Source organism: Brevundimonas sp., assembly GCF_965279155.1.
In the GTDB taxonomy this organism is placed as follows: domain Bacteria; phylum Pseudomonadota; class Alphaproteobacteria; order Caulobacterales; family Caulobacteraceae; genus Brevundimonas.
Genome location: NZ_OZ257138.1, coordinates 2795992 through 2821325 on the forward strand (window position 1 = coordinate 2795992; position 25334 = coordinate 2821325).

The window sequence follows — 25334 nt, forward strand, 5'->3', positions numbered from 1 at the left end:
CGCAGCGGCCGCCGTTTTCGTCTCTAAAGGCCTTCGAAGAAGCCCGGCACGGCCTGCGTCGCCGGCCCATAGACCCCCTTGTCAAACAGGCGCGCCCCTTGCGTCGGCTCCAGATTGATCTCCACCGTCCGCGCCCCGGCATACCGCGCCGCCTGGACGAAGCCCGCCGCCGGATAGACCGCCCCGGACGTGCCGATGGAGACGAACAGGTCGCAGGCCTCCAGCGCCCCCTCGATCCGCTCCATCTCCAGCGGCATCTCCCCGAACCAGACGATGTGCGGCCGCATGAGGCCCTGCGGATGATGCGGCGAGGCCTGATCCGCCGCCATGTCCGCCGTCCAGTCGATGACAACGCCCGACCGGGTGCAGCGCGCCTTCAACAACTCGCCATGCATATGGATCAGTTCGAACCCGGCGCCGGGCGGTGTCTGCGCGTGCGCCCGATCGTGCAGATCGTCGACGTTCTGCGTCACCAGCAGGAAGTCGCCCTCCCACCGCGCCGCCAGATCCGCCAGCGCCCGATGCGCCGCATTGGGCCGGACATCCGCCAACTGTCGCCGGCGCTGATTGTAGAAGTCCTGCACCAGGGCCGGGTCGGCCGCATAACCCTCCGGCGTCGCCACATCCTGAACCCGATGCCCGCACCACAGCCCGTCATCCGCCCGAAACGTCGGCACGCCGCTTTCGGCCGATATGCCGGCGCCGGTCAGGACGACGAGGTTCATGGCGCGATCTCCTGACCGACCTGTGGCGCGTTCAGCAAGCGCCGAAGTTCGCCAGATAGGCGGCGTAGTCCGGCCAGCGAAAACCCATTGGCGCGCGGCGTTGTTCCAGCCGTTCCGGCTCTTCTGTCGGCGCCGGGACCATGCGACCCGCGACGCATTGCATCTGGGTGCCGTATCGCTGCGGACGGTTCTCGGCGACGGCGATGCGGTCGTACATCATCGCATACTGCCACTTCAGCGCCTCGCCCCGCTTGGACATCGCTTCCAGCGCGGGCAGGAACCGTTTCTGCAACGCCGTATCGGCGTGCTGGATGACCAGAAAGGCTCCCGTCGCTGCATCCTGGCCATAGACGGCGTTGGAGAACCAGCCCTCGGGCGGAACCAGCGACAGAACCGTGACCACCGTCTCGTCACTGATGACGTCCAGCCGCGCCTTGGCCTCTGCCTGCGCGGCAAGTCGATCCGTTTCGGAAAGGGCCGAAAGATCGATGCTGTGCATCGCCTTCAACGGCTCCTGATCCAGGGCCAGCGCCAGCTCCAGTCTTTCCCTGGGTGTCGGGTTCTCCGGCAGGGCGGTCTGCTTGGCGCGTGCCGTCGCGATGGCCTCGGTCAAGGGACGAAGCGCAGCCTCCGCTGCGGGGGAAAGATCGGCCAAACTCAAGGCGGCGACGAGGAACCAGGCCAGCATGAAAGGAGTCTCTTCGTTGCCAAGTCAGACTATTGTCGCGCGTGAATGATGCAAGCCTGTCGTGTGCCAGGACACGTCCGATCCTGACGTCATCATGCTCTACACATCAGATGTCCTGAACTTCTGCGAACCGATCTCAAAAATCTGCACGAAAGTGCACTCAAAAAAATTCAGCAGCCTTCATGGGCGGACGGGCTGGCCTTCCCGGCGTCGCTCGTGAGAAACAGGCGCAAACCAAGGAGTCCTCGTCATGAAAACCCGCGCCGCCGTCGCCTTCGAGGCCAAACGTCCGTTGGAGATCGTCGAGGTCGATCTGGAGGGGCCGCGCGCCGGCGAGGTGCTGATCGAGATCAAGGCCACCGGCATCTGCCACACCGACGCCTATACGCTGGACGGTCTGGACTCCGAGGGCATCTTCCCGAGCATCCTGGGCCATGAGGGCGCGGGCGTTGTGGTCGAGGTCGGACCGGGCGTGACCTCGGTCGCGGTCGGCGATCATGTCATCCCGCTGTACACGCCGGAATGCCGCCAGTGTAAGTCGTGCCTGTCGCGCAAGACCAACCTGTGCACCTCGATCCGCTCGACGCAAGGCAAGGGCGTCATGCCCGACGGCACGTCGCGCTTCAGCTACAAGGGTCAGGCCATCGCCCACTATATGGGCTGCTCGACCTTCTCGAACTTCACCGTCCTGCCCGAGATCGCGGTAGCGAAGATCAGGAAGGACGCCCCGTTCGACAAGGCCTGCTACGTCGGCTGCGGCGTGACGACGGGCGTTGGCGCCGTGGTCAATACGGCCAAGGTCGAGCCGGGCGCCAATGCCGTGGTCTTTGGTTTGGGCGGCATCGGCCTGAACGTCATCCAGGGGCTGAAGATGGTCGGCGCCGACATGATCGTCGGCGTGGACATCAACCCTGACAAGGAAGAATGGGGCCGTCGCTTCGGCATGACCCATTTCGTCAATCCGAAGGAGGTGCCCGACGTGGTCGCCCACCTGATCGAACTGACCGGCGGCGGCGCGGACTACACCTTCGACTGCACCGGCAACACGGTCGTCATGCGCCAGGCGCTTGAGGCCTGCCACCGCGGCTGGGGCGAGAGCGTCGTCATCGGCGTCGCCGAGTCCGGCAAGGAGATCGCCACCCGCCCGTTCCAGCTGGTGACCGGCCGCGTCTGGCGCGGTTCGGCCTTCGGCGGCGCGCGCGGCCGCACCGACACACCCAAGATCGTCGACTGGTACATGGACGGCAAGATCGAGATCGACCCGATGATCACCCACACCTTCGGCCTGGAAGACATCAACAAGGCCTTCGACCTGATGCACGAAGGCAAGAGCATTCGTAGCGTGGTGGTGTTCTGACCATGGCCAGCTTTTGGCGCATCACCGGATACGATGGGCTGAAGGTAACCTACGAGCGACGGTTGCCGGTTGGGTCGTTGTCGGACAGCGAAATGGTCGAGGTTCTGCGTCGTCTTCAGGCGCGGCATCTGACGGGAGATGAAGTTGTCAATTCCTCTTTGCGGAAGAATGCTCGGGACAGATCTCATCACTTGGAAATCACTAGAAACCAGCATGACATCGCTGATCGCTATGCTCTGATGACCACGAACTCGTCGTGGCATTATGTTGCTGTAATAGAAGCAGAATCCAAAGATCGGAAGGTTTGACCATGTTTACCCACGTCATCGTCGGCGCCAACGACATCGAGGCGTCGCGCAAATTCTATGACGCGGCGCTCGGCGCCCTGGGTGTCGAGCCTGGGCAGGGGCCGGATCCCAAGGGCCGTTACTGGTGGCGCACCCGCATGGGCGCCTTCGCGGTCGGCGCGCCGATCGACGGCGATCCCGCCTGCCACGCCAACGGTGGCACCATCGGCTTTCACGCCAAGACGCCCGAGATGGTCCAGGCCTTCCATGACGCCGGCGTCGCCGCAGGCGGTCGCGCCATCGAAGACCCGCCCGGCGAGCGCCAGGGCCCGTTCGGTCCGATGATCCTGGCCTATTTGCGCGATCCATCGGGCAACAAGATCGTCGCCATGCACCGGGTGGGGTGAACGATGGCGGATCTCGCATTCGAACTCGACGACGATCTGATTGCGCGGCTGAGCTTGATTGCACGATCACGAGGCCAAGCGCTGGAAGACTATCTGCGCGATCTCATCATCGCCGAAGCGCGTTCGGGCGATGCCAAAGACACGACAGGGGTTCAGACCAAATGACCTTCGAAACCACCAAGACCCACGCCGTCCACGGCGGCACCCTCCGCTATCTGAAGCACGACAGCACAACGACTGGCACGCCCATGACCCTGTCGGTCTTCACGCCGGGCGGGGAGGGGCCTTTCCCTGTCCTGATCTGGCTGTCCGGCCTGACCTGCACCGAGGACAATTTCACCACCAAGGCCGGCGCCTACCAGGCCGCCGCCGAACACGGCGTCATCATCGTCGCGCCGGACACCAGCCCGCGTGGAGACGGCGTGGCCGACGATCCGGCCTATGACCTGGGCCAGGGCGCAGGCTTCTATCTGGACGCCACGCAGGCCCCCTGGGCGGCGCATTTCCGCATGGAAACCTATGTCACGGACGAACTGATCGCCTTGATCGACGCCGCGTTCCCGACCACGGGCGCCCGCGCCATCAGCGGCCATTCGATGGGCGGCCACGGCGCCCTGACCCTGGCGCTGAACCACCCCGACCTGTTCCGATCCGTCTCCGCCTTCGCCCCCATCTGTTCGCCGACACAGTGCGCCTGGGGCGAAAAGGCCTTCACCGCCTATCTCGGAGACGACCGTACGACTTGGGAACGCCACGACGCCGCCAAACTGATCGCCGCCGGCGCGGCACGCGGCGTCTATGACGACATCCTGATCGACCAGGGCGACGCCGACAGCTTCCTGACCGACCAGCTGAAACCCGAACTGCTGCAAGCCGCCGCCGACGCCGCCGGCCAGAAGGTCACGATCCGTATGCAGCCCGGCTACGACCACTCCTACTTCTTCATGGCCAGCTTCATCGCCGACCATGTCGCCTTCCACGCCAAGCGGTTGAAGGCGTGACCGACTGTCGCTGATCGCTTGGCGGTGATAGAGGGGCGCCATGAGCGCTTCCGATCCCTACGAACCGATGTTTTCCGCCCTGTGCCGCGAGGTGGGCTATTGCCTGCACGCCAAGGGCCAGAAGAAGGTGATCGAGGCCCTGCCCAAGGGTCTGGACGCCGCCGTGCGCGCCGTCTTCGCCGCCGAGGGCGTGGACGAGCCCAATGCGCCGGGCGACGTGAAGCGCGCCGTGCGCGAATGCCTGAAGGCGAACTTGCCAGCTTGACCGTTCCGGGCCGATAAGTCGGAACGAATCCGGGCTTTGTCGCTTGGGTTTTACGAACGGGCGCCTATGTGCTGCCTATCAAGATCTGTCGGAAAAGGAGCTCTCCCATGGCCTTCACCCTGCCCCCGCTGCCCTACGCCTATGACGCGCTGGAGCCGGCCATCGACAAGGAGACGATGACCTTCCACCACGACAAGCACCACCAGACCTATGTCGACAACCTGAACAAGGCCGTCGATGCCGACGCCGGTTTGCAAGGCAAGTCGCTGGAAGAAATCTTCACCAGCATCTCGACTGCGCCCAAGGCCGTTCGCAACAACGGCGGCGGTCACTGGAACCACAGCCTGTTCTGGGAACTGCTGGCCCCGGTCGACCAGGCCGGCGAACCGTCGGCCGAACTCGCCGCCGCCATCGACGCCGACCTGGGCGGCATGGACAAGTTCAAGGAAGACTTCAACGCCGCCGGCGCCGCACAGTTCGGCTCGGGCTGGGCCTGGCTGATCGTCCAGAACGGCAAGCTGAAGATCACCTCGACCCCCAACCAGGACAATCCGCTGATGGATGTCGTGGACGAGCGCGGCGAAGTCATCCTGGGCGCCGACGTCTGGGAACACGCCTACTATCTGAAATACCAGAACCGCCGCGCCGACTATCTGAAGTCGTTCTGGTCGGTGGTGAACTGGAACAAGGTCAACGAACTGTACGCCGCCGCCAAGTAAGGCGCCTTCGGATCGAGACATGACGACGCCCGCCGGAACCTCCGGCGGGCGTTTTCGATTCTTCTCCTGCACACGGAGATTGAAGCGATGCGGATGATGATGACGGGGGCGGCCCTGGCCTGCCTGACCTTGGCGGCGTGCCAGCAGCCGGCGAGCGAGCAGAGGCCCGGCGATCACGCCCCGCCGACGCCTCAGCAGACGGTCGCCGCACCGGCGGAAAAGCCGGTCTATCGGTTCAAGATCGGCGCGCTGGACGCCATCGCCTTGTTCGACGGCGAGAACCCCGTGCCGAACGACAACAAGGTGTTCGGCGTCGGCCTGAACCCGCAGGCGGTCGCCGCGCCCCTGACCGCCGCCGGCCAGCCAGCCGACCCGATCATGCTGGAAATCCACCCGCTGCTGGTCAGGAACGGCGACCGGACCCTGCTGTTCGACACCGGCCTGGGCGAGGGCAAGGGCCAGCTGATGGACAGCCTGCAAAAGGCCGGTGTCGATCCGGCCTCCATCACCGATGTGCTGATCTCGCACGGCCACCCCGACCATGTCGGCGGCCTGATCCGCAGCGGCGGCCTGGCCTTCCCCAATGCGGCGATCCGGATGTCGCAGGCGGAGTGGGCCTCGATCCGCGCCAATCCCGAGCTGGCCGATCTGGTGCGCATCGTCACGCCCAAGGTCCAGGCCTTCGCGCCGGGCGGAGAGGTCGCGCCGGGCGTCACGTCCCAGGACACGGCGGGCCATACGCCGGGCCACGTCGCCTATCTGATCGCCGACGGCCAGAACCAGCTGCTCTACACCGGCGACCTGATGCACCACTGGATCCTGTCGGTTGAACATCCCGATTGGAACGTCGGCTATGACGACGATCAGGCGGCGGGCGAGAAGGCGCGACTGGACGAGGTGACGGCGCTGCGCAACTCGGGCGCCCACATCTACGCCTATCACTTCCCCTTCCCGGGCCTGGGCAAGATCGCCACGCGAGAGGGGCGGGCGATGTTCATCTCGGAGGCTCAGTCGGCCAAGTAGGGCGGCTAAATAGAGATCAGACCCTCAGGTCCACGCCTTGCCGAACGCGCTCGTTCATGCGTTCGGCATGGTGCTGCCTGACCGCACGGCGCTGGCGCAGCATCTCGTGGATGCCGTCGGCGAGGTCCAACAGCTGATGATCGGTCAGGGGCTCGACCAGATCGACCAGCTGTTTCTTCAGGGTTTCCACCGCCTTGTCGGACAGGCCGGTTTGAAAGCTTTTGGATTCAGTCTGCATTCCACTCCTCCTTGTCCTTGCGCAGTGTTCGGTTGCATCGAATGAAGGGCGGAATCTGACGATCGTTCCATTCCATCGTGCTTAACGGCCCGTCCGGCTTGACTCTGTCGGCCCCTCTGGCCATAAGCGCCGCCTTCCATGCCTCTGGTTCGCCAGGGGCGGGATTGATGACGGAAGATGCGTGGACCGCCGTTGAGATCGCATTCCCAATCGAGGGGATGCCGGGCCGTATCGTAGAAAAGAGAATAGAATGTCCAAGCGCCACAGCGCCAAATACAAGATCGACCGCGCCATGGGTGAGAACCTGTGGGGCCGCGCCAAGTCGCCGGTCAACAAGCGTTCTTACGGTCCCGGTCAGCACGGTCAGCGTCGCAAGTCCAAGGTCTCGGACTTCGGTCTGCAACTGAAGGCCAAGCAGAAGCTCAAGGGCTACTACGGCAACATCACCGAGAAGCAGTTCGCCAAGACCTACGACGAAGCCACGCGTCGCAAGGGCAACACCTCGGAAAACCTGATCGGCCTGCTTGAATCGCGTCTGGACGCCATCGTCTACCGCGCCAAGTTCGTCCCGACCGTCTGGGCCGCCCGTCAGTTCGTCAACCACGGCCACGTCCTGGTCAACGGCAAGAAGGTCGACATCGCCTCCTACCGCGTGAAGCCGGACGACGTCGTGACGGTGAAGGAAAAGTCGCGCAGCATGGCTCTGGTGATCGAAGCCCAGACGTCGTCGGAACGCGACGTGCCGGATTACCTGGAGCTGTCGGACCGTTCGTTCTCGGTCCGCTATGTCCGCGTGCCGGAACTGTCGGACGTGCCGTACGCCGTGAAGATGGAACCGAACCTGGTCGTCGAATACTACGCTTCGTAAGCAAGGCTTACGAAGCTCTCTTTGAGGGGGCTATCGCCCTTCGGGCTGCTTGAGCCCGTCGATAGTCCCTTTGAAGGTTTCAGTTTGAAGGGCCTCGGATTCGTCCGGGGCCTTTCGTTTTTTCTCCTGTTCCCTCTGCGGGCGAACAGGCGCATTCTCGGCCCGTTCAGGCTTTGAGAGACAGGGGAGGTCGTCGGTGCGCGACTCCATCATCGGACGCTTGGGTTTGATCGCCGCCGCGGCAGCGAGCCTTGCCGCCTGCGCCACCGCCAGCGAGCCGACCGTCTCGACCCAGGGCATGCCCGGCGCGCTGGAGCCGATCCACGCCGCCGCCTTCACCAAGAACGAGGCCGTCTTCTGGGTCAGCTCCAACGGCTGCACCGCCAAGGAGGACCTGATCCCCATCGTCAGCCTGCAGGGCGGCGCCGCCGTCATCACCCTGCGTCGCATCGACGAGGACAAGTGCCGCCAGGATCTGGTCGAGGGCGTCGAGCTGAAATGGTCGTTCGAGGAACTGGGCCTGCCGCCCGGCTCGCCCATCAGCGTCAACAACCCCTATCAGCTGCCGCGCTCCTGATCCGTCCGTGTAGGGATTGGTTAAGCCTGTTCGGGCGCGTCTGATTAAATTCTCTGCTGTTATGAAGCCAGGCTGTCTTCTCCACGGTCTGTAGCTTTCATGCGTTTTTTCACGTGCCTGACCGACGATCATAATCTCTGGCTGGTGGCGCTATCCGCCGGTCTTTGCCTGATCGGCTCCATCATCACCTTCCGCCTCTATCGCCGCCTGCGCGCCGCCGAAAAGGGCACGCGCCTGGCCTGGGCCTTCATGGGCGCCGTGGCGACCGGGGCGACGATCTGGTGCACCCATTTCGTGGCGATGATCGCCTATGAGCCCGGCACGAGCGTCAGCTACGAGCCGGTTCTGACCGGCGTCTCCCTGGGCGTGGCCATCGGCGGAAGCGCGTTGGCCCTGTGGGTCGCCTCGCGGACCCTGCGCTTCTCGGCCGAGATCGGCGGCGTGCTGTTCGGCCTGACCGTGGTGGCGATGCACTATACCGGCATGGCGGCCTTTGCGACCGACGCCGTCATCCACTGGTCGACCGCCTATGTCGTCGCCTCCATCGTCGGGGCCGTCCTGTTCGGTGGGCTGGCGTTCAACCGCGCGCGGCGTTCGGGACAGGTGGCGCCCGTCGCGTTGATGGTGCTGGGCATCGTCGCGCTGCACTTCACCGGCATGGCGGCCATGACCGTCATTCCGCTCGCGCCGTCGGCGGATCTCATCGCCAGCAACAGCGCCAACATCGTCCTGGCCTTCGCGGCATCCGCCGTCGGCCTGATGATGCTGGGCACCGGCGTCGCCAGCCACGCCCTGGACATGCAGTCCCGGCTTCAGGCCAAGGCGCGTCTCGATCATCTGATCGAGGGCAGCGTGGACGGCATGGTGGTCGAGCAGGGCGGCCTGATCCTGGCCGCCAACGCCGCCTTCGCCGACCTGGCGGGCGTGGCGCATGACGTCCTGGTCGGCGAGCCGCTGTCGCGCTGGCTGTCCAATACCGCCGACCTGACGGTAGGCGGCCTGACACAATCCAAACTGGTCGGGGCGGGCGAGACCGAGATCCCGGTCGAGATCGCCGTGCGGCGCGACGGCCGACACGCCGTCGTGACCGATGTCATGATCTATGCCGTGCGCGACCTGCGCATGCGCCTGGCCCAGGAACGTCGCATCGCCCATCTGGCGCGCAACGACGGCCTGACCGGCCTGCCCAACCGTTCGTCCTTCCTGGAGTGGCTGACGCGCCAGACTTCGGACATCACGGCGCCGACCAAGGTCGCCCTGCTCGCCATGGACCTGGATCGGTTCAAGGAGGTCAACGACGTCCACGGCCACGCCGCCGGCGATCAGCTGCTGGTCCAGATCGCCGAGCGCATGCGGGCCTGCCTGCGTCATGACGAGTTCGTGGCCCGCCTGGGCGGAGACGAGTTCGTCGCGGTCATGCCGATCCGCCACCGCGACGACGCCCTGGACCTGGTGGCGCGCCTGCGCGACGCCGTCACCGAACCCGTCGTTCTGGACCATGCCGAGGTCGCCTGCGGCCTCAGCACCGGCATCGCGATCTGGCCCGACGACGCCCATGACGTATCCGCCCTGATCAACGATGCGGACCTGGCCATGTATCGGGCCAAGGCCTCGCTGGGGACCGATGTCTGTTTCTACGAGGAAGAGATGGACGAGGCGGTGCGCACGCGCCGTCGCATGGCCCAGCAGATGCGCGAGGCCCTGGACCAGGGTCAGTTCAGCCTGAACTGGCAGCTTCAGGCCGCCGTCGATACGGGCGACATCACGGGCTACGAGGTTCTGCTGCGCTGGATCCAGCCTGACGGGACCTTCATATCGCCGGCCGACTTCATTCCCCTGGCCGAAGAGAATGGCCTGATCCTGCCGATCGGGGAATGGGTGCTGCGCACCGCCTGCGCCGAGGCCGCTACATGGGCCGAGCCGCACAAGATCGCCGTCAACCTGTCGCCGGTCCAGCTGGGCCACGTGGATCTGCCGCGCCTGGTGCATCAGGTGCTGATCGAGACCGGCCTGTCGCCCGCCCGGCTGGAGCTGGAGATCACCGAGACGGCCATGATCACCGACATGGAGCGCACGACCCATGTGCTGCGCCAGCTCAAGCTGCTGGGCGTCTCCATCGCCATGGACGACTTCGGCACCGGCTATTCGTCGCTGTCCACCCTGCGCGCCTTCCCGTTCGACAAGATCAAGCTGGACCGCTCTTTCATGTCGGAGTTGGACGGCGGACCGCAATCCGCCGCCATCATCCGCGCTGTCCTGGCCTTGGGCGAGAGCCTGGACATCCCGGTTCTGGCCGAGGGCGTCGAGACGCTGGAGCAGCTGACCTTCCTGCGCGACCAGGGCTGCGACGAGGTTCAGGGCTATCTGCTCGGCCGTCCGCAAAAGACAGCCGAGAGCGAGGTCCAGGCGGCGGCGCGGGTGCTGTGGGCTGTCGATCCCGCGCTGGAGAAGGCGGCCTGATCAGGCCGCCTGCCTAGCCGGCCTTGCCGTAGCCCGGCCAATATTTCTTGCCCGCCCGCTCGTACTGCGGCGGCAGGTTCTCGTCCTCGCCCAAGGCCACGGCCGCATGGTGCGCCCAGTTCGGATCGTCCAGCGCCGCACGCGCGACGGCGATCAGGTCGGCCTGACCCGAGGCCACGATGTCCTCGGCCTGTTGCGGATCGAAGATCATGCCTACGGCCATGACGCTGGCGTCCGGCGTCGCGGCCTTCACGGCTTGTGCGAACTGCAGCTGATAGCCCGGCTCGGCGCCCGGAATGTCGGCGCGCGCGACATTGCCGCCCGACGTCAGGTGCAGATAGTCATAGCCCATGTCGTGCAGGGCCTGACCAAAGGCCGTGACTTCGTCCGGCGCGATGCCGCCCTCGACCCAGTCCGACCCGTTGAACCGCACGCCCAGCGCCTTGGTCCGGGGCCAGGCGTCGCGCAGGGCCTGCGCCACCCGCAAGGGGAAGCGCGCCCGGTTCTCGAACCCGCCGCCGAAGTCGTCGGTGCGGTGATTGGACAGGGGCGACAGGAACTGGGTCAGCAGATAGCCGTGGGCGGCGTGCAACTCGACCAGGTCGAACCCGGCCCGGTCCGCCCGGCGCGCCGCGTCCTCGAAGGCTGCGACGACGCGGTCCATGTCGGCCTGGGTCATCGCCGTCGGGGTGTGCCAGTCGTCCTTGAACGGTTCGGCCGACGCGCTGAACGTCTCCCATGCGCCCTCGTCGGCGCCCAGGGCGCGACCGCCCTTCCACGGCGCGCTGGTCGAGGCCTTGCGCCCGGCGTGGCCCAGCTGAACCCCGATCGGCGTGTCGCTGTAGGTGCGGATGTCGCTGATGATCCGGGCGAAGGCGGCTTCCTGGGCGTCGTTCCACAAGCCGGTGTCGTCCGGCGTGATGCGGCCCGCCGCCTCAACCCCCGTCGCCTCGACGATGACCAGGCCTGCGCCCGAGATCGCCAGCTTGCCCAGATGCTGCACGTGCCAGGGCTGGGGCACGCCATCGACGGCGGAATACTGGCACATCGGGGCGATGACGACGCGGTTCTTCAGCGTCAGAGGCCCCACGGCGTGGGGCGAGAACAGCAGGCTCATGAGAGGCGATCCGAAGGAAAGGGGAGGGACTGTAGCTATGGCGGTTGCGGACGCATTCAACCCCGACCCTGTCCGATTGTTCATCCAGCTTGCCGATTATTCACGTGTGCAGGACCGGCCCTCACGGCACAAAGGGTCAAGCTTTCAAAGGGGAACACCAAATGCTTCGTCTCGCTCTCGCCATCGCCATCGCCGCCCCGCTGCTGTCGGGCTGCATCATCGTCTCGACCGAAAAGCCGACCACGCGGGTCATCACCGCCCCGGCCTCGGGTCAGTGATGCGGGGTCTTGCAAAGGGTCTGGCGGTCGCGGCCCTGGTCGCGCCGCTGCTGTCGGCCTGCGTCATCTACGACAGCGATGCGGGCGAGAACGTCTCGGTCAATGTCACCCGCAACGACGCCCCGCCGGCCGAGGCCATTCGCGAGGCCCGCTTTGCCGACGGCGCCCTGATCGCGCGTGTCGATTCCAACGGCTGCACCCAGGCGTCCGATTTCGAAGTGTCAGTGTCGGACAACACGCCGACCGAAATCACCCTGCGTCGCACCAAGCCGGACCTGTGCAAGGCCCTGGTCCCGAACGGCGTCGAACTGCGCTGGACCTACGCAGACCTGGGCCTTGAGCCCGGAACCCCGGCGCGGATCCTCAATGCGCTGAAATAGGCGTCTCGAACACCGCCAGCATCGTGGGCGGAATGCGCTGGGGCCTCAGGGTCGCTGCGTCGACCAGCACCCATTCGGTGACGCCTTGGGCGCAGACGCGGCCCTGGGCGTCCTCGATGCGGACATAGCGGGTGAAGCGCGGCCCCTGCGGATCGCCGACCCAGGTGCGCGCGACCACGTCCTGGGCGCCCGGTTCGATGCCGCGCAGATAGTCGATCTCGTGCCGGGTTGCGACCCAAGACCATTTCGCCCGCGTCGCCTCGTCGAAGCGCGCGTTCCAGTGAGCCGTGCCTGCGTCCTGCAGCCAGCCGACATAGACGACGTTGTTGACGTGTCCATTGGCGTCGATGTGTTCGGGCCGCACGTGCAGCGGCACGACGAAGACCTCGCGGTCCTCGCGCGGCGTCAGCGTCTTGCGGGCCATCAGGCCTCGCCGAGCGGCACGCCCTTCTCGACCATCAGGGCCTGAAGTTCGCCGGCCTGGAACATCTCGCGGATGATGTCGGAACCGCCGACGAATTCGCCCTTCACATAGAGCTGCGGGATCGTCGGCCAGTCGGTGAAGCTCTTGATGCCTTCGCGCAGGGCCTCGTCCTGCAACACGTCCACGCCCACGAAGGCGGCGCCGACATGGTCCAGGATCTGCACCGCCAGCGACGAGAAGCCACAGCGCGGCTGGTCGGGCGTGCCCTTCATGAACAGCACGACGTCGTTCTGAGCGACGGTTTCGCCGATGAAGGCGTGAGCGGGATCGGCGGTCTGGGCAGTATCGGTCACGGGAAAGGGCCTTTCGTGAAGCCCGTCAGCTAGGGAGCCGAGAGGGCGCGGTCAAGGCGTCCGCGACGATCTGTATGGCGCGGGTCGCTCTGCGTCAGGCGGCCTGGCTGGCGACGACGCGCGCCATCTCGATCTGCGCGGCCAGGCCAGGCGGCATGTCGCGCTCGGGCGCGGCCGCCAGTTGCGCCAGCCGGTCGGTGTCGGTGGCGTTGACGATCACGCTGGACACCGTCGGATCGGTCAGAACGTAGGCCAGGCAGATCGCCTCGGCCGTCCAGTTCTGCGTGCGATACAGGAAGCCGAAGGCGTCCTTCTGCGGCGAATCCGGCGGCCGCTTCTGCGCGCCGATGCCGAACAGGCCCTTCTTCAAGATCGGCGCGATGCGCGGACCGGAGCGCCGGTCGGTGTAGAAGTCATAGGCGAACACCGACATGTCGTGTTCGCGCGCCGAGCGGATGCGGTTGCGGACCTTCCAGTCGGCATTGATGCCCAAGGGGGTCAGCAGGGCGTCGAACGCGCCGGTCGAGACATAGGCGTCCATCACCTCGCCGCCGCCCGCGATGCCCAGCAGCTTGATGCGCCCGGTCGCCCGCATGGCCTTCAGCGCGCTCAGCGACGACTGGGCCAGTTCGGTTTCGCCCGGCTCGTGCAGCACCGCCACGTCGATCCAGCCCAGTCCCGAGAAGTGCAGCACCCGGTCGATGGCGGCCGTCATGCCCTGGGCGGAAAAATCCCTGTCTTCGCCACGTCCGTCGCCGGCCCCCAGAGTCAGGCTGACATAGACCAGCTTGCGATCCACGTGCGACAGGGCCTCGCCCAGCACCTCGGCCGCCACAGGGTCGGCGCTGTCCAGGCGGTAGCTGTTGACGCCCGCTTCCAGCGCCGAATACAGCAGGTCCAGCCCCGCTTCGCGCCCGCGCTTCAGCGCATCGGCGCCGAAGTTCAGCGTCAGGTTGGAGATGGCGGCGCCCGAGGCGCCGAAGGGCCTATAGCGCATCGGTCAGTTTCCCGCCTCGGGCGCCGAGGTTTCCAGCGCCAAGGCATGAAGCTCGCCGCCCATCTGACCCTTCAGCGCGGCATAGACCATCTGGTGCTGGCGCACGCGCGGCACACCCGCAAAGGCGCTGGACACGATGCGGGCGCGATAGTGGTCGCCGTCGCCCGCCAGGTCCTCGATGTCGATCTGGGCGTCGGGAAAGGCTTCGACCAGATGCTGGCGCAGCGTTTCGACGGGCATGGGCATGACACAGGACTCGCGGTTCGTTCGGCGCGATTTTGGCGCATAAACCTTAATGGCGACCTACGCGCCTCGAACCGGCCTTTCGAACAGCTGAACCGTGTAATCCTTGTAGGTCGCGGTCGCATAGGGGCGATAACCGACCCGCGCCGCCAGCTTCAGCGAGGCCAGGTTCTCCGGTGCGATCATGCAGACGGTGCGCCCCTCCAGCGTCTGGTCGGCCCAGCCCAGCACCGCCGTCAGGGCCTCGGCCGCATAGCCCTTGCCCTGGAACGCCGGCGCGACGCCCCAGCCCAGTTCGGGCGCCTCGAACGGCGGCTCCAGCTCGCGGCGATAGTCGAACACCCCCACGCTGCCCAGATAGGCCCCGCCGTCGCGCAGCCGGATCGTCCAGTTGCCGTGGCCCATCGCGGCCCAATGGCCGATGTCGCGCAACAGCCGGAACCAGACCTCCTCGCGCCCCAGCACGCGGCCCATGATGTGGCGCGTGAAGTCCTCGTTCGACCACAGCGTCAGCAGATCGTCGAAATCCTCGGTCGAGACCGGGCTCAGCATCAGTCGTTCGGTCGTCAGAATCCTGTCGTTCACATCAGGCCCAGTTGCTTGAAGCTGGCCACCCCGTCGCGGCCGACGACCAAGTGGTCGTGAACCTCGACGTTAAGCGCGCGCCCGGCCTGCACAACCTGTTTCGTGATCTCGACGTCGGCGCGGCTGGGCGTCGGATCACCCGACGGATGGTTGTGGACCAGGATCAGGGCGCTGGCCGACAGCTCCAGCGCGCGCCGGATCACCTCGCGCGGATAGACCGGTGCATGATCGACCGTGCCCCGGTTCTGCACCTCGTCCAGGATCAGCTGGTTCTTCTTGTCCAGATACAGCACCCGGAACTGCTCGCGCGGCTCGTGCTGCAGGGCGACCCGGACATAGGCCAGCAGCGCCGTCCACGACGAGATCACCGGCCGTTTCGCCGTCGGCTCGCGCGCGATCCGCCGCGTCACGTCGAAGATCAGCTGCAGGTCCAGCGCGATCGCCCGCGTCGCCTTGCCGACGGCATAGCCCATCGACCGCGCGACCTGATCCTCGATCGCCTCATGGCTGGCCGCCCCGATCCCCTCCAGCCCCCCGAACCGCGCCAGCAGATCCTTGGCCAGCGGCTTGGTGTCCTTGTAGGGCACGCTGCGGAACAGCAGCATCTCCAGCAGCTCATAGTCGGGCAGGGCCCCCAGCCCGCCCTTCGCCGCCCGCTCGCGCAGACGGTCGCGATGGCCGCTGTGGCGCGGGATCGGCTTGGTCGAAATCTCGTCAGTCATACGCCGTCAGGCTCGCAGATGCGCAACCGTCACAGGATCGGTCGATCCGTGCGCGCGCGCAAGCTCAACGTGTGCCAGCGCCGCGTCATTTCGCAGCAAGCCGGCTATGGCGTCGTCGAAGCGCCTTGGGTCGCGTTCAGCGCTTCCTCACGGGCTTGGGTCGGGACGCCCAGCGCGATGAGAACGCTGTTGGGTACAAGGGCATGGTCATACGGATCGCGTGTCGGAGGCTGTCCTCGCCGCACCGTCGTCTGGGTGCCGTAGATTTGCGGCTTTCCCGTCATCTGCAGATATCGGTCCAGCGTCGCGGCCGCGATCCAGGTCGATTCTGTCGAGCCCTTCGCGACGGCGGCCAAGGCCAGGCTATGGGCCAGCAGGTAATCGTCAGGCGTGGAGCCGTGCTGGAAGACGAAGGCGGCAGCGTGGAAGTCGGCTGCGGTCTTCAGAGCATCTGCCTCCAGCAAAGCGCGCACCTGCCCTCTGCGGATCGCGTCCTCGGCGATCATGCGCTCAGCGTAAGCCCGCCCTCCCGCCAAAACCGCGCTGAGGTCTTGCCGAACGGCTTGGTCGGACGCCAGGATCGCCGCCATTTCCGGATTGTCGGATACCACCGCGGCGTCTTGCGCCAAGGCGGGCATGGCGAATGCCAAAACCATGCCGGTCGTCACTAGAAGCCGCTTCATCATATCTGGCTATTCTCCGCGATCCCGAAGGATCATGGGAAGACGCCGCCTGCGCATCAAATGAAATCCCGGTAATGCGCTTAGTTCGGCCGGAACAGCCCCGCCGGCGACGCCGTGAAGATTTCCAGCCCGTCTTCCGTCACCCCGATGGTGTGTTCGCACTGCGCGGACAGGGACTTGTCGCGTGTCACGGCGGTCCAGCCGTCGGACAGCACCTTCACGTGCGGCTTGCCCAGGTTGACCATCGGCTCGACGGTGAAGAACATGCCGGGCTTCAGCACCGCCCCCTCGCCGCGACGGCCGTAGTGCAGGACGTTGGGGCTGTCGTGGAAGACGCGGCCAATGCCGTGGCCGCAGAAGTCGCGAACCACGCTCATGCGCTGGGCCTCGACGAACTTCTGGATGGCGAAACCGATGTCGCCGAAGGTATTGCCCGGCTTGACCTGTTCCAGGCCCAGATCCAGCGACTGATAGGTCACGTCGATCAGCTTCTTGGCGCGCGCATTGATCTCACCGACCGCATACATGCGGCTGCTATCGCCGTGCCAACCGTCGACGATGACGGTGTGGTCGATGTTGACGATGTCGCCGTCCTTCAGCACCCGGTCGCCGGGAATGCCGTGGCAGACGACGTGGTTGATCGACGTGCAGACGGTCTTTTCATAGCCCTTGTAGCCCAGGCAGGCGGGCAGGCCGCCGTTGTCCAGGGTGAACTCGCGCACCAGATCGTCGAGCGTGCTGGTCAGGACGCCCGGCTTCACATGGGCGGCGATCATGTCCAGCGCCTCGGCGACCAGACGGCCGGCCTTGCGCATCCCCTCGAAGTCTTCGGCTTCGTGGACGCGGATGGCGCTGGAGCGGACCAGGACGTCGGTTTCGATTTCGGGCGTTTCGTACATGGGGCGATCGGTCTGCAAAAGGCGATGATACGGCGCAATCCGTTCGCCGCAGATGGTCGTTATAGCATGAAACCTCAACCCCGAGTTTGGATTCCCCGCATGACCGACGTCGATCCTATTGCTGCCGGGCCTACCGCCGCCGTCCTGGTCATCGGCGACGAAATCCTGTCGGGCCGCACCCAGGATACGAACACCAACACCATCGCCCGCTTCCTGGCCGCGCTGGGGATCGACCTGATGGAGGCGCGGGTCGTCGGCGACGATCATGACCGGATCATCGAGGCGCTCGACGCCCTCAGATCACGCTGGGACTATGTCTTCACCACCGGCGGCATAGGCCCGACGCATGACGACATCACCGCCGACGCCGTCGCGGCGGCCTTCGACGTGGCCCTGCCCGAGCATCCCGAGGCGATGGCCATCCTGGCGCGCCGCTATGGCGACGACTTCAACGCCGCGCGCCGTCGCATGGCCCGCATTCCTCAGGCCGGGGTGCTGATCGCCAATCCGGTCACCGATGCGCCGGGCTTCCAGATCGGCAATGTCTTCGTCATGGCCGGCGTGCCGAAGATCATGCAGGCGATGCTTGAGGATGTGGCGCCGCGCCTGCGCACCGGCGCCGTCGTTCATGCTCGGACGCTGAAGGTCAGTGGGGTGGGCGAGGGGGCTGTGGCAGATGTGCTGCGGGCCGCCGCAAATATGCGCCGTGACCTGTCGTTCGGCAGCTATCCTTTCGGGCACGGCAGCGTCGGCGAGATTGGAACCCAGTTGGTCATCCGTGGCCGCAACGCCGGCCTCGTCGAGGCTGCAGCGCAAGATTTGATCGCCGAACTCCGTAATCTGAGCATCGATGTTGCCGCGACGTAACCTCGCAAAGCCGTGATCATGTGCGGCTCAGGCGCCACGGTTTCGCCTGTTTCCGGTCCGATGGGGGCCTTGCCCGCAACGCTTTCGCGCCGTGAACGCTGAGTGGGTTCCTCCCCGGATCGACCGCGCCGAATGCGGTCGACGTTTACTTAGGTGTTTGAAATGACCTCCAGGAACTTCGCCCGCGTGGGCGGGCTCGCCCTGACGACCGCCCTTCTGGCCGGCGTCGCCGCCCCGGCCATGGCCGGCTCCTTCTATGTTCAGGAACAATCGACGCGCGCCCAGGGCCGCGCCAACGCCGGCGTCGGCGCCGACAAGGGCGTGCAGTCCCTGTGGTGGAACCCCGCCGCCATCGCCGGCGCCCAGCGCGAAGTCTATCTCGGCGCACACGGCCTGATCCTGGATTCCGATGTCGATGACCGCGGCTCCAGCCTGACCTACAACGTCCCCTTGCCCCGCTTCGGTGTGGCCAGCCGAACCGTCCCCGTCAACGGCGACCCGCACGTCCACGAAGTGGTCGAAAGCGGCATCGTGCCGAACTTCGCCGTGTCCATGCCGATCGGCGACCGCTTCAACGTCGGCCTGGCCGTTCAGGCGCCCTACAACTTCACCACCAAGTATGAGCCGACCGACTTCGCGCGCTACGACGCCCTGACGTCCGAATTGCGTTCGGCCAACGTCAGCCTGGTCGCCGCCATGACGGTCACCGACTGGCTGGACCTCGGCGTCGGCTTCGACGCCCAGTACGCCAAGGCGACCCTGTCGTCGGCCCTGCCGAACATCTCAGCCGCTGTCCTGGCAGCGGACTATGCCGTCTCGCCGTCCACCGACGGTCGCAACCAACTGGAAGGCGACGGCTGGGATTACGGATGGAACGCCGGCGCCCAGATGCATTTCGGCAAGCTGGACCTGGGTCTGTCCTACCGTTCCAAGATCGAGCACGAGTTGGAAGGTTCGGTGAACATCTCGGGCCTGACCGGCGTCCTGGCCGGCGCCAACGTCTCGGCTGACGGCGGCGCCTCCTTCACGACGCCCTGGTACGCCACCGTCTCGGCCCGCTACGCCGTCAACGATCGCCTGACCCTGAACGCCCAGGTCAACCAGATCGGCTGGAGCGAGTTCGACGCCATCCGCGTGGCCTACACCGGTGGCGGCTCGACCATCGTCCAGGACTATGACGACGTCACCACCGGCGCGGTCGGCTTCGACTACAAGATCGATCCGTCCATGACCTTCCGCGCGGGTCTGGGCTACGACCCGACCCCGACCTCGGACGATCACCGCACCGCCCGTATCCCGGACGGCGACCGTTGGCTCTACGCCGCCGGCCTGTCCAAGACGGTCGGCTCGATGACCTTCGACGGCGCCGTCACCTACATCGACATCGACACCGCGACGATCAACGACACGCGCGACGTCTATGGAAACGGCCTGGTCATCTCGAACCTGCGCGGCGAATCGCAAGGCTCGGGCGTCGGCTTCTCGATGGGCGCGACCTGGGCCTTCTAAGGTCCGCACACGCCTGACATGAGAACGGCGGCTCCTTCGCAGGAGCCGCCGTTTTTTTATCCTCCCCCGTTCACGGGGGAGGGGGACCGCGCGAAGCGGGGTGGAGGGGGCGAACGCCCCCGGTCCTTCGGATCAGGCCTTGGCGCCGCCGACATAGCCCTTGCCGCCATTGGACGGGCGGCGACGGGGGCGGCGCTTCATTTCGCCTTCCGCCGGTTTGACGTTGTCGTTGATCGACGGGACGCGCTCGCCGGCCAGGGGGTTGTAGGCGCGTTCGGGACGCGGGGCCGCCGGGGTCTCGCCGGGACGGGCGCGACGCTGGCGATGGGGTTGGCCGCCGCCTTCCGGGCGCACGCCGTCACGGTGAGGAACGCGGCTGCGTCCACGACCGCCGCGACCTTCACCGCGCCCGCCTTCGCCACGGTCGCCGCCTTCGCGTTCCGGCATGGTCGCCTTCTTGCCGACGCCGGTCGCCATGATGGTGGCGTCCAGCTGGCCCAGGGCCTTGTCGTTACGACGGTCGATGGCCGGGATCTTCTGGCGCGTGACCTTTTCGATATCCTTCAGCAGCTTCATCTCGTCGCCGGCGACGAAGCTGACGGCGGTGCCGTCCTTGCCCGCCCGCGCGGTGCGGCCGATGCGGTGGACATAGGATTCCGGCACGTGCGGCAGTTCGAAGTTCACGACGTGCGAGACGCCGTCCACGTCGATGCCGCGCGCGGCGATGTCTGTGGCGACCAGGACGCGCAGCTTGCCGGCCTTGAAGGCGGCCAGGGTGCGTTCACGCTGGGGCTGGGACTTGTTGCCGTGGATGGCGCCGGCCTCGACGCCGCCGGCTTCCAGATAGGCCGCGACCTTGTCGGCGCCGTGCTTGGTCTTGGTGAAGACCAGGCAGCGCGTGTATTCGGGATCCGAGAACATCTCGGTCAGCAGGGCGCGCTTACGGCCCTGTTCGATATAGACGACCGACTGGCTGATACGCTGCACCGTGGTCGACTGCGGCGTGACCTGGACCTTGACCGGGTCCTTCAGCAGTTCGCCCGCCAGCTTGCCGATCTCGGTCGGCATGGTCGCCGAGAAGAACAGGTTCTGACGCTTGGCCGGGATCTTTGAGACGATCTGGCGGATCGGCTTGATGAAGCCCAGGTCCAGCATCTGGTCGGCCTCGTCCAGCACGAAGATTTCGGTCTGCGACAGGTCCAGGTTCTTCTGCTGGATGTGGTCCAGCAGACGGCCGGGCGCCGCGACCAGGATGTCCAGACCCTGTTGCAGGGCGCGTTCCTGGCCGCCGTATTTCACGCCGCCGAAGATCACCGCGACCCGGAAGCCCAGGTGGGCGCCGTAGGCCTTGAAGCTGTCGCCGATCTGGGTGGCCAGCTCACGCGTGGGCGACAGGACCAGCACGCGGGTCGTGCGCGGCTTGGGCGCGATGCGGTTTTCGGCCAGGCGATGCAGGATCGGCAGGGCGAAGGCGGCGGTCTTGCCGGTGCCGGTCTGGGCGATGCCCAACAGGTCCTTGCCGGCCATGACGTCAGGAATGGCCTTTTCCTGGATCGGGGTCGGCGTGGTGTAGCCGGTCGACGCCAGGGCCTGCAGAAGGGCCTTGTTCAGGCCCATGGATTCGAAGGTGATGCTCACAGCTTTGTCTTTCGCGTAGCGGCGACGCGCATCGGCCATGGCATGACGCCGTCGGGCCGCGCACCGCCAGTCCCGACGGGGCCTCGAAAACGAGGCCTGCGGGGTGGATCGGGCGCCGCCCCGCGTGTCCGGGCAGCGAATGGATATGAGGGGCCGGCGGCTTCTACAGACAGGTCTGGATCAGACCCACACGCGCTGGAGACGCCGGAGATCGCGATTGTGCGACGCAGCGCAAATGGGCGCTTATCGCCGATAAGTCAACTGCCGCACACATCAGGGCGCGTATCGCGTCGCCGCCTCGGGCAGGCCGTCGGGCAGTCCGATGGCCGCGCGCCACTCTTCGGGATGCAGCCGCGCCATCTCCAGATCCAGCCAAGCCAGCGGCTTCAGCCTGCCGTCGTCGTCCCAGAACCGCTCCGCCCACGGCTGTCCCGTCTCGCGCGCCCGCGCCCGATCCCGCGCCGTCGCCTCCGGCCCCAGATGCGTCGCCCGCCAATGATACAGCCACGGAATATGCCAGTGCGGCGCGCTGGTCAGCCGCTCGTCCCGCATCGCCGCCGCCAGACATTCCGCCAGCGCCCGCGCCTCCTCCAGCTGTGCGGAAAAGGCGTCGCGCCGCGCCTGGATATGCCGGTCCCAGCCTTCCGCCGGCTCGATCGGCCCCGCCTGCGCCGGATCGGGCCGTTTCCACCCCTCCGCCTCGCGCCGCTTCCACAGGGCATGGACCCCCACGTCATAGCGTGCGGCGACGGACCGCGCCGTCTCGCCGTCCTCCCACGCCTTGCGCACCTCGGCCCAGACGGCGTCCGGCCGGATCTTGCGATGTATGCCCTGGCTCATTCGCCACTTGTGCTCCACCCCTGCGTCAGCATCGGTCGCAGGCGGGGAGAGGTGAGGGGCAAGCAGCGTCATTACGCTGGCTGGCGCGTCCAACTTTACATGTCGATCTGTATGAAATCAGCGGTTTGACATCGAAAATCGGCCGTCTTCCGGCCTGAGGTAGCGCCCGCCCCATACTGGCGGCATGGAAAAACGCAGATACAAGATCGTGTCCCCCGAGATCTGGAGCCAGATCCGCAAGGACTACCTCGCCGGCGACGACGCCCGTCAGGTCGCCGCCCGCTACGACGTCACCGTGCCCGCCCTGCGCGCCCGCGCGACGAAGGAGGGCTGGTCCCGATACCTCCACGCCCCGCGCCGGTCGCCGGCCAGGCCCGCAAAGGCGTCATCGCCCACGCCCGACGCCCCTGCGCCAGTTCCGACCGACGAGTTCGGCCCGTTCGAGGATGCGCCCGACGCCCCCGAATCCGACCCCAACGACCCCGCCGCCCTGGCCGAGGCTGCGGCCCAGGCCTCGGGCCGCGCCCTCCACGCCCAGGACTTCACCCAGGCCCGCGCCCTGGCGGCCCTGGCCGAGACCTATCGCAAACTGGCCGACCGCAGCGCCTCGTCGCGCGGCGCCCGCCTGACGCTCAAGACCGCGCCCCTGAAACTGGTCTTCGACATCCTGACCAACCACGCCGAGGCCGAGAACCGCTTCGCCATGAACACCAGCGACAAGAGCGACTGGGAACTGCGCGGCCAGTACTGGCAGGTCAAACAGAAGCTTGAGCGCGCCAACGATGAATGGGGTGAGGCCCAACTGGCCCGCCGCGTCCAGCTGGACCGCCGCATCGCCGCGCTTGAGGCCCAACTCCGCGAAGCCGGCCTCGACCCCGTCATCGAGCGCGAACAGGACCGCCGCATCTCCCAGGGGATCGACCTCTATCTGGGCACCTGGCGCGGGATCGTCACGATGGAGGAGTGGGAGAAGACGCTGGATGAGTTGTGAGGCCTGATCCTTCTCCCCTTGCGGGAGAAGGTGGGCGAGCGGAGCGAGGTCGAATGAGGGCAGGCCTCAGCGGCTTACGTCGAACCGATCCGTCATACGCGCGTCAGCCCGCTTTCTCCTCACGGGGAGACGGATCATGGCAACCATCAACACCCGCAGACTGATCTGTACCGCCAATGCTGCCAAAATGGAGACCGGCCGCGTGCGATTTGAACATTTCCTTGGAGTTGGACGCTGTGACGCCACCTTAGACGCGCTGCGCCGGCCTTGGGGTGGGCGTAAAGTTCGACTTGGTTTAAGGCTCAGCAACGCGATCTTCCTCGAATCATCGCAGGGTCGGCTGTTGCGTTGACTTCTGGTCTACAATCTGACGGAATAAAGTTTGCAGTCTCAGCGTGCCGACTGCGCTTCACCAATAATAAGCAGGCATTATTTGATGAGCGACAACGTCGTTCCCTTCCCGGGTGCCGCTTCGCACCCCAGTCTTGAGATTGGCTTAGCTACCGTACAAAGGGGTGCGAAGCCGATCGCACACAAAGGTGTTAATGACACTTTTCATGGGGAGGTTCTGCTCGCGTCGGGCGATATCAAACTGGCTTAAATAAAGGACTTGGATGCTCGCGAATTGGCGAATGAGCTCTTGGTGGCTGCGCTGGGCCAAGCGCTAGGTTTGCCCATGCCGCGCGTACACCTTGCTATGGTGCCGATTGGGATCATGCCTGTCGGCAAGGCACCTACTGCCGCTGACGGCTCAGCCTTTGTACTGGCTAGCGAAGACGCGGAGGCACCTTCTCTGAAGCAATTCTACAATGTTGCTGATCAGAGCGTTTATAACGCCATCGTTCAACGCATCGTACAGTGGAAAGATATCGACGCCCTATACTGTGTTGATACTTGGTGTGCAAATGTTGATCGTAATATTGGAAATGTGTTGGTCGATGGCGGAAGTTTCTGGATGATTGATCATGGGCGCTGTTTTAGTGGTCCGTCTTGGGTCGCGACAGCCTTGGATCCTTCTGCCGCGTATCAGAACAAAATCTCCGTATGGCTGACACCAAAAATTCCTGTTGACCAGCGCATGGTCGTAGCGAAGAGGGCTGTGGAGCGAGTTGTGCTTCCTGATGTGCTATTAGATACGGCCGTTTCTCTTTCCCAAGCGAGACGTTTCCTTTCTGCTACGGAGCAAGATGCTGTAACGGCATTCATAAAAGATCGTCGAACTCACCTCCCATCTATTACCGCTGCTGCACTCAGTGTTTTGGTTGCATGATGGATCTCAACGTCGCTGATTTTCCGGTAGCCAAAGACCACAAGCGCTTTCGCTGGGCCCCTATTCTTTTTCACCCGGTCCAATTCTCCCAAGACCGGCTGACGATAGGTTTGATTGTCACTGACGAGCGGGAGGCGCATCTTTTAGCTGCTAATCGTCTCAACAAGCTCGAGTGCCTATTTGCGGGTCGTTCCGAGGACGCGATATTCGCGGCTTCGGTTGCTTTGGAGGCGATCCAGGCGAGACTTTTGACGGATGGCGTGGGCGCTGTGAGAGATTTCGAGTCACCAGTGTCTGGCGTTCATCTCGGTGATTTCCGCGATGCAGAGGCAAGTGATTGGAGGTCACTGGCTTTGAGATGGTTAGAAGCGTCATCGCCGCTCTTCGAGCATCCTGCTGAGCAGCATTTGACAATACAAGAACAAGCCGAGATCGTGGCGAATAAAGTCGTTCCACAGGCCGTTTCTGGTTCAAAGGAGCGGTTGCCGCTTCTGGTTTGGGAATATGTGGCTGATCAAAGACCAACATACGCAAGATATTTTAGTCCGCTCGTCTCGAAATCAGGTAGGCGCCGTCCTTCTTATGAGGCTGCGATCGATTACGCGGGTGTTAAGGTAGTAGCGAATTTTGGAACTTTATTCGCAAGTCGTTCTCAGTCTGTTACAAACATAAAGAGAAGGATGTGGGATCTAAGCGTGGAAATGGGCCGCGAGGAAGGATCTATGTTGAAGCGAAAACATGAAATGATCGTCCAGGCTCCGTTAAAAAATGATCCTCAATTGAGTGATGTTCAGCATAACAATCTAAAATTAGCTCTAAACGTTCTTGAGGAAGAAGCTGATAGTAAGCAAATAAGGCTACTTCCGATGGCAACAGTTAGGGAAATTGGAGAGCATATTCTCAAGCTGGAAGCCGCTTAGAGC

Annotated in this window: 31 protein-coding genes; 17 read left to right on the forward strand and 14 right to left on the reverse strand. The window is 65.1% G+C overall.

From position 1 onward, the window contains the following. Positions 1-23 precede the first annotated feature (23 nt). On the reverse strand, positions 24-725 hold the full coding sequence (locus ACQY72_RS13435) for an NAD-dependent deacylase (RefSeq protein ID WP_428154144.1): 702 nt from the start codon (positions 723-725) through the stop codon (positions 24-26). A gap of 31 nt (positions 726-756) precedes the next feature. Further along, the gene (locus tag ACQY72_RS13440) at positions 757-1413 is read right to left on the reverse strand and encodes a DUF6624 domain-containing protein (protein ID WP_428154146.1); all 657 of its coding nucleotides are present in this window, start codon (positions 1411-1413) and stop codon (positions 757-759) included. Between the two features lie 250 nt (positions 1414-1663). On the opposite strand from ACQY72_RS13440, the gene ACQY72_RS13445 reads away from it, so the two are divergent. From ACQY72_RS13445 to ACQY72_RS13475, 7 genes are all read left to right on the forward strand, one after another. Continuing rightward, positions 1664-2770, forward strand: coding sequence for an S-(hydroxymethyl)glutathione dehydrogenase/class III alcohol dehydrogenase (locus ACQY72_RS13445; RefSeq protein WP_428154148.1), 1107 nt, complete (start codon positions 1664-1666; stop codon positions 2768-2770). Between the two features lie 310 nt (positions 2771-3080). Then, positions 3081-3464, forward strand: coding sequence for a VOC family protein (locus ACQY72_RS13450; RefSeq protein WP_428154150.1), 384 nt, complete (start codon positions 3081-3083; stop codon positions 3462-3464). A 3-nt stretch (positions 3465-3467) separates the two neighbouring features. Beyond that, a complete protein-coding gene (locus ACQY72_RS13455; protein ID WP_428154152.1) occupies positions 3468-3629 on the forward strand; it encodes a hypothetical protein in 162 nt (53 codons plus the stop codon). Continuing rightward, positions 3626-4465, forward strand: a complete 840-nt coding sequence (gene fghA / locus ACQY72_RS13460) for an S-formylglutathione hydrolase (protein ID WP_428154154.1) — start codon at positions 3626-3628, stop codon at positions 4463-4465. Before ACQY72_RS13455 ends, fghA begins: the two co-directional genes overlap by 4 nt. Before the next feature lie 40 nt (positions 4466-4505). Beyond that, positions 4506-4730, forward strand: coding sequence for a hypothetical protein (locus ACQY72_RS13465; RefSeq protein ID WP_428154156.1), 225 nt, complete (start codon positions 4506-4508; stop codon positions 4728-4730). Positions 4731-4837: 107 nt separating this feature from the next. Next, positions 4838-5449 (forward strand): superoxide dismutase, encoded by a 612-nt coding sequence (locus ACQY72_RS13470; RefSeq protein WP_428154158.1) that lies wholly within the window; start codon positions 4838-4840, stop codon positions 5447-5449. Between the two features lie 87 nt (positions 5450-5536). Further along, a complete protein-coding gene (locus tag ACQY72_RS13475; RefSeq protein ID WP_428154160.1) occupies positions 5537-6472 on the forward strand; it encodes an MBL fold metallo-hydrolase in 936 nt (311 codons plus the stop codon). Positions 6473-6488: 16 nt separating this feature from the next. Here ACQY72_RS13475 and ACQY72_RS13480 read toward each other — a convergent pair whose 3' ends face one another. Further along, on the reverse strand, positions 6489-6710 hold the full coding sequence (locus ACQY72_RS13480; RefSeq protein ID WP_428154162.1) for a hypothetical protein: 222 nt from the start codon (positions 6708-6710) through the stop codon (positions 6489-6491). A gap of 250 nt (positions 6711-6960) precedes the next feature. Between ACQY72_RS13480 and rpsD the strand changes: the two genes are divergently transcribed. The 3 genes from rpsD to ACQY72_RS13495 all read left to right on the forward strand — a co-directional run bounded on the left by rpsD (position 6961) and on the right by ACQY72_RS13495 (position 10615). Further along, positions 6961-7578: a 30S ribosomal protein S4 gene (gene rpsD, locus ACQY72_RS13485; RefSeq protein ID WP_428154164.1), complete on the forward strand. Its 618-nt coding sequence runs from the start codon at positions 6961-6963 to the stop codon at positions 7576-7578. A 196-nt stretch (positions 7579-7774) separates the two neighbouring features. Beyond that, positions 7775-8155 carry a hypothetical protein gene (locus ACQY72_RS13490; RefSeq protein ID WP_428154165.1) on the forward strand — a complete coding sequence of 127 codons (381 nt, stop codon included), beginning with the start codon at positions 7775-7777 and terminating at the stop codon, positions 8153-8155. Positions 8156-8254: 99 nt separating this feature from the next. Beyond that, positions 8255-10615 (forward strand): bifunctional diguanylate cyclase/phosphodiesterase, encoded by a 2361-nt coding sequence (locus tag ACQY72_RS13495; protein ID WP_428154167.1) that lies wholly within the window; start codon positions 8255-8257, stop codon positions 10613-10615. Between the two features lie 13 nt (positions 10616-10628). Here the strand turns inward: ACQY72_RS13495 and ACQY72_RS13500 are convergent, their stop codons facing one another. Further along, the gene (locus ACQY72_RS13500; protein WP_428154169.1) at positions 10629-11732 is read right to left on the reverse strand and encodes an NADH:flavin oxidoreductase/NADH oxidase; all 1104 of its coding nucleotides are present in this window, start codon (positions 11730-11732) and stop codon (positions 10629-10631) included. 277 nt (positions 11733-12009) lie between these two features. On the opposite strand from ACQY72_RS13500, the gene ACQY72_RS13505 reads away from it, so the two are divergent. Beyond that, positions 12010-12390, forward strand: a complete 381-nt coding sequence (locus tag ACQY72_RS13505; protein ID WP_428154171.1) for a hypothetical protein — start codon at positions 12010-12012, stop codon at positions 12388-12390. Here ACQY72_RS13505 and ACQY72_RS13510 read toward each other — a convergent pair. From ACQY72_RS13510 to map, 8 genes are all read right to left on the reverse strand, one after another. Continuing rightward, complete coding sequence (locus tag ACQY72_RS13510; protein WP_428154173.1) at positions 12374-12814, reverse strand: acyl-CoA thioesterase; 441 nt, start codon at positions 12812-12814, stop codon at positions 12374-12376. The genes ACQY72_RS13505 and ACQY72_RS13510 overlap by 17 nt on opposite strands. Then, positions 12814-13167 (reverse strand): Grx4 family monothiol glutaredoxin, encoded by a 354-nt coding sequence (gene grxD / locus ACQY72_RS13515; RefSeq protein ID WP_428154174.1) that lies wholly within the window; start codon positions 13165-13167, stop codon positions 12814-12816. The genes ACQY72_RS13510 and grxD overlap by 1 nt, the downstream gene beginning before the upstream one ends. A gap of 94 nt (positions 13168-13261) precedes the next feature. Further along, positions 13262-14164, reverse strand: coding sequence for an oxidoreductase (locus tag ACQY72_RS13520; RefSeq protein WP_428154176.1), 903 nt, complete (start codon positions 14162-14164; stop codon positions 13262-13264). A gap of 3 nt (positions 14165-14167) precedes the next feature. Next, complete coding sequence (locus tag ACQY72_RS13525) at positions 14168-14410, reverse strand: BolA/IbaG family iron-sulfur metabolism protein (RefSeq protein WP_426023988.1); 243 nt, start codon at positions 14408-14410, stop codon at positions 14168-14170. Positions 14411-14467: 57 nt separating this feature from the next. Further along, positions 14468-14992 carry a GNAT family N-acetyltransferase gene (locus ACQY72_RS13530; protein WP_428154178.1) on the reverse strand — a complete coding sequence of 175 codons (525 nt, stop codon included), beginning with the start codon at positions 14990-14992 and terminating at the stop codon, positions 14468-14470. Next, the gene (gene radC / locus ACQY72_RS13535) at positions 14989-15714 is read right to left on the reverse strand and encodes a RadC family protein (protein WP_428154180.1); all 726 of its coding nucleotides are present in this window, start codon (positions 15712-15714) and stop codon (positions 14989-14991) included. Before radC ends, ACQY72_RS13530 begins: the two co-directional genes overlap by 4 nt. A gap of 104 nt (positions 15715-15818) precedes the next feature. Continuing rightward, the gene (locus ACQY72_RS13540; protein WP_428154182.1) at positions 15819-16400 is read right to left on the reverse strand and encodes a hypothetical protein; all 582 of its coding nucleotides are present in this window, start codon (positions 16398-16400) and stop codon (positions 15819-15821) included. 77 nt (positions 16401-16477) lie between these two features. Continuing rightward, positions 16478-17296, reverse strand: a complete 819-nt coding sequence (map, locus tag ACQY72_RS13545; RefSeq protein WP_428154184.1) for a type I methionyl aminopeptidase — start codon at positions 17294-17296, stop codon at positions 16478-16480. 99 nt (positions 17297-17395) lie between these two features. On the opposite strand from map, the gene ACQY72_RS13550 reads away from it, so the two are divergent. After that, complete coding sequence (locus ACQY72_RS13550; protein ID WP_428154185.1) at positions 17396-18163, forward strand: competence/damage-inducible protein A; 768 nt, start codon at positions 17396-17398, stop codon at positions 18161-18163. A 162-nt stretch (positions 18164-18325) separates the two neighbouring features. Then, on the forward strand, positions 18326-19672 hold the full coding sequence (locus tag ACQY72_RS13555) for an OmpP1/FadL family transporter (RefSeq protein ID WP_428154186.1): 1347 nt from the start codon (positions 18326-18328) through the stop codon (positions 19670-19672). A gap of 132 nt (positions 19673-19804) precedes the next feature. Here ACQY72_RS13555 and ACQY72_RS13560 read toward each other — a convergent pair whose 3' ends face one another. Further along, complete coding sequence (locus ACQY72_RS13560; RefSeq protein WP_428156713.1) at positions 19805-21289, reverse strand: DEAD/DEAH box helicase; 1485 nt, start codon at positions 21287-21289, stop codon at positions 19805-19807. 294 nt (positions 21290-21583) lie between these two features. Then, the gene (locus tag ACQY72_RS13565; RefSeq protein ID WP_428154187.1) at positions 21584-22150 is read right to left on the reverse strand and encodes a hypothetical protein; all 567 of its coding nucleotides are present in this window, start codon (positions 22148-22150) and stop codon (positions 21584-21586) included. A gap of 184 nt (positions 22151-22334) precedes the next feature. On the opposite strand from ACQY72_RS13565, the gene ACQY72_RS13570 reads away from it, so the two are divergent. The 4 genes from ACQY72_RS13570 (at position 22335) to ACQY72_RS13585 (ending at position 25331) form a co-directional block, all read left to right on the forward strand. Continuing rightward, complete coding sequence (locus tag ACQY72_RS13570; protein ID WP_428154188.1) at positions 22335-23141, forward strand: hypothetical protein; 807 nt, start codon at positions 22335-22337, stop codon at positions 23139-23141. Positions 23142-23277: 136 nt separating this feature from the next. Then, complete coding sequence (locus ACQY72_RS13575; RefSeq protein WP_428154190.1) at positions 23278-23493, forward strand: hypothetical protein; 216 nt, start codon at positions 23278-23280, stop codon at positions 23491-23493. Positions 23494-23751: 258 nt separating this feature from the next. Further along, on the forward strand, positions 23752-24411 hold the full coding sequence (locus tag ACQY72_RS13580; protein ID WP_428154191.1) for a HipA family kinase: 660 nt from the start codon (positions 23752-23754) through the stop codon (positions 24409-24411). After that, a complete protein-coding gene (locus tag ACQY72_RS13585) occupies positions 24408-25331 on the forward strand; it encodes a hypothetical protein (RefSeq protein ID WP_428154193.1) in 924 nt (307 codons plus the stop codon). Before ACQY72_RS13580 ends, ACQY72_RS13585 begins: the two co-directional genes overlap by 4 nt. Positions 25332-25334: the final 3 nt, after the last annotated feature.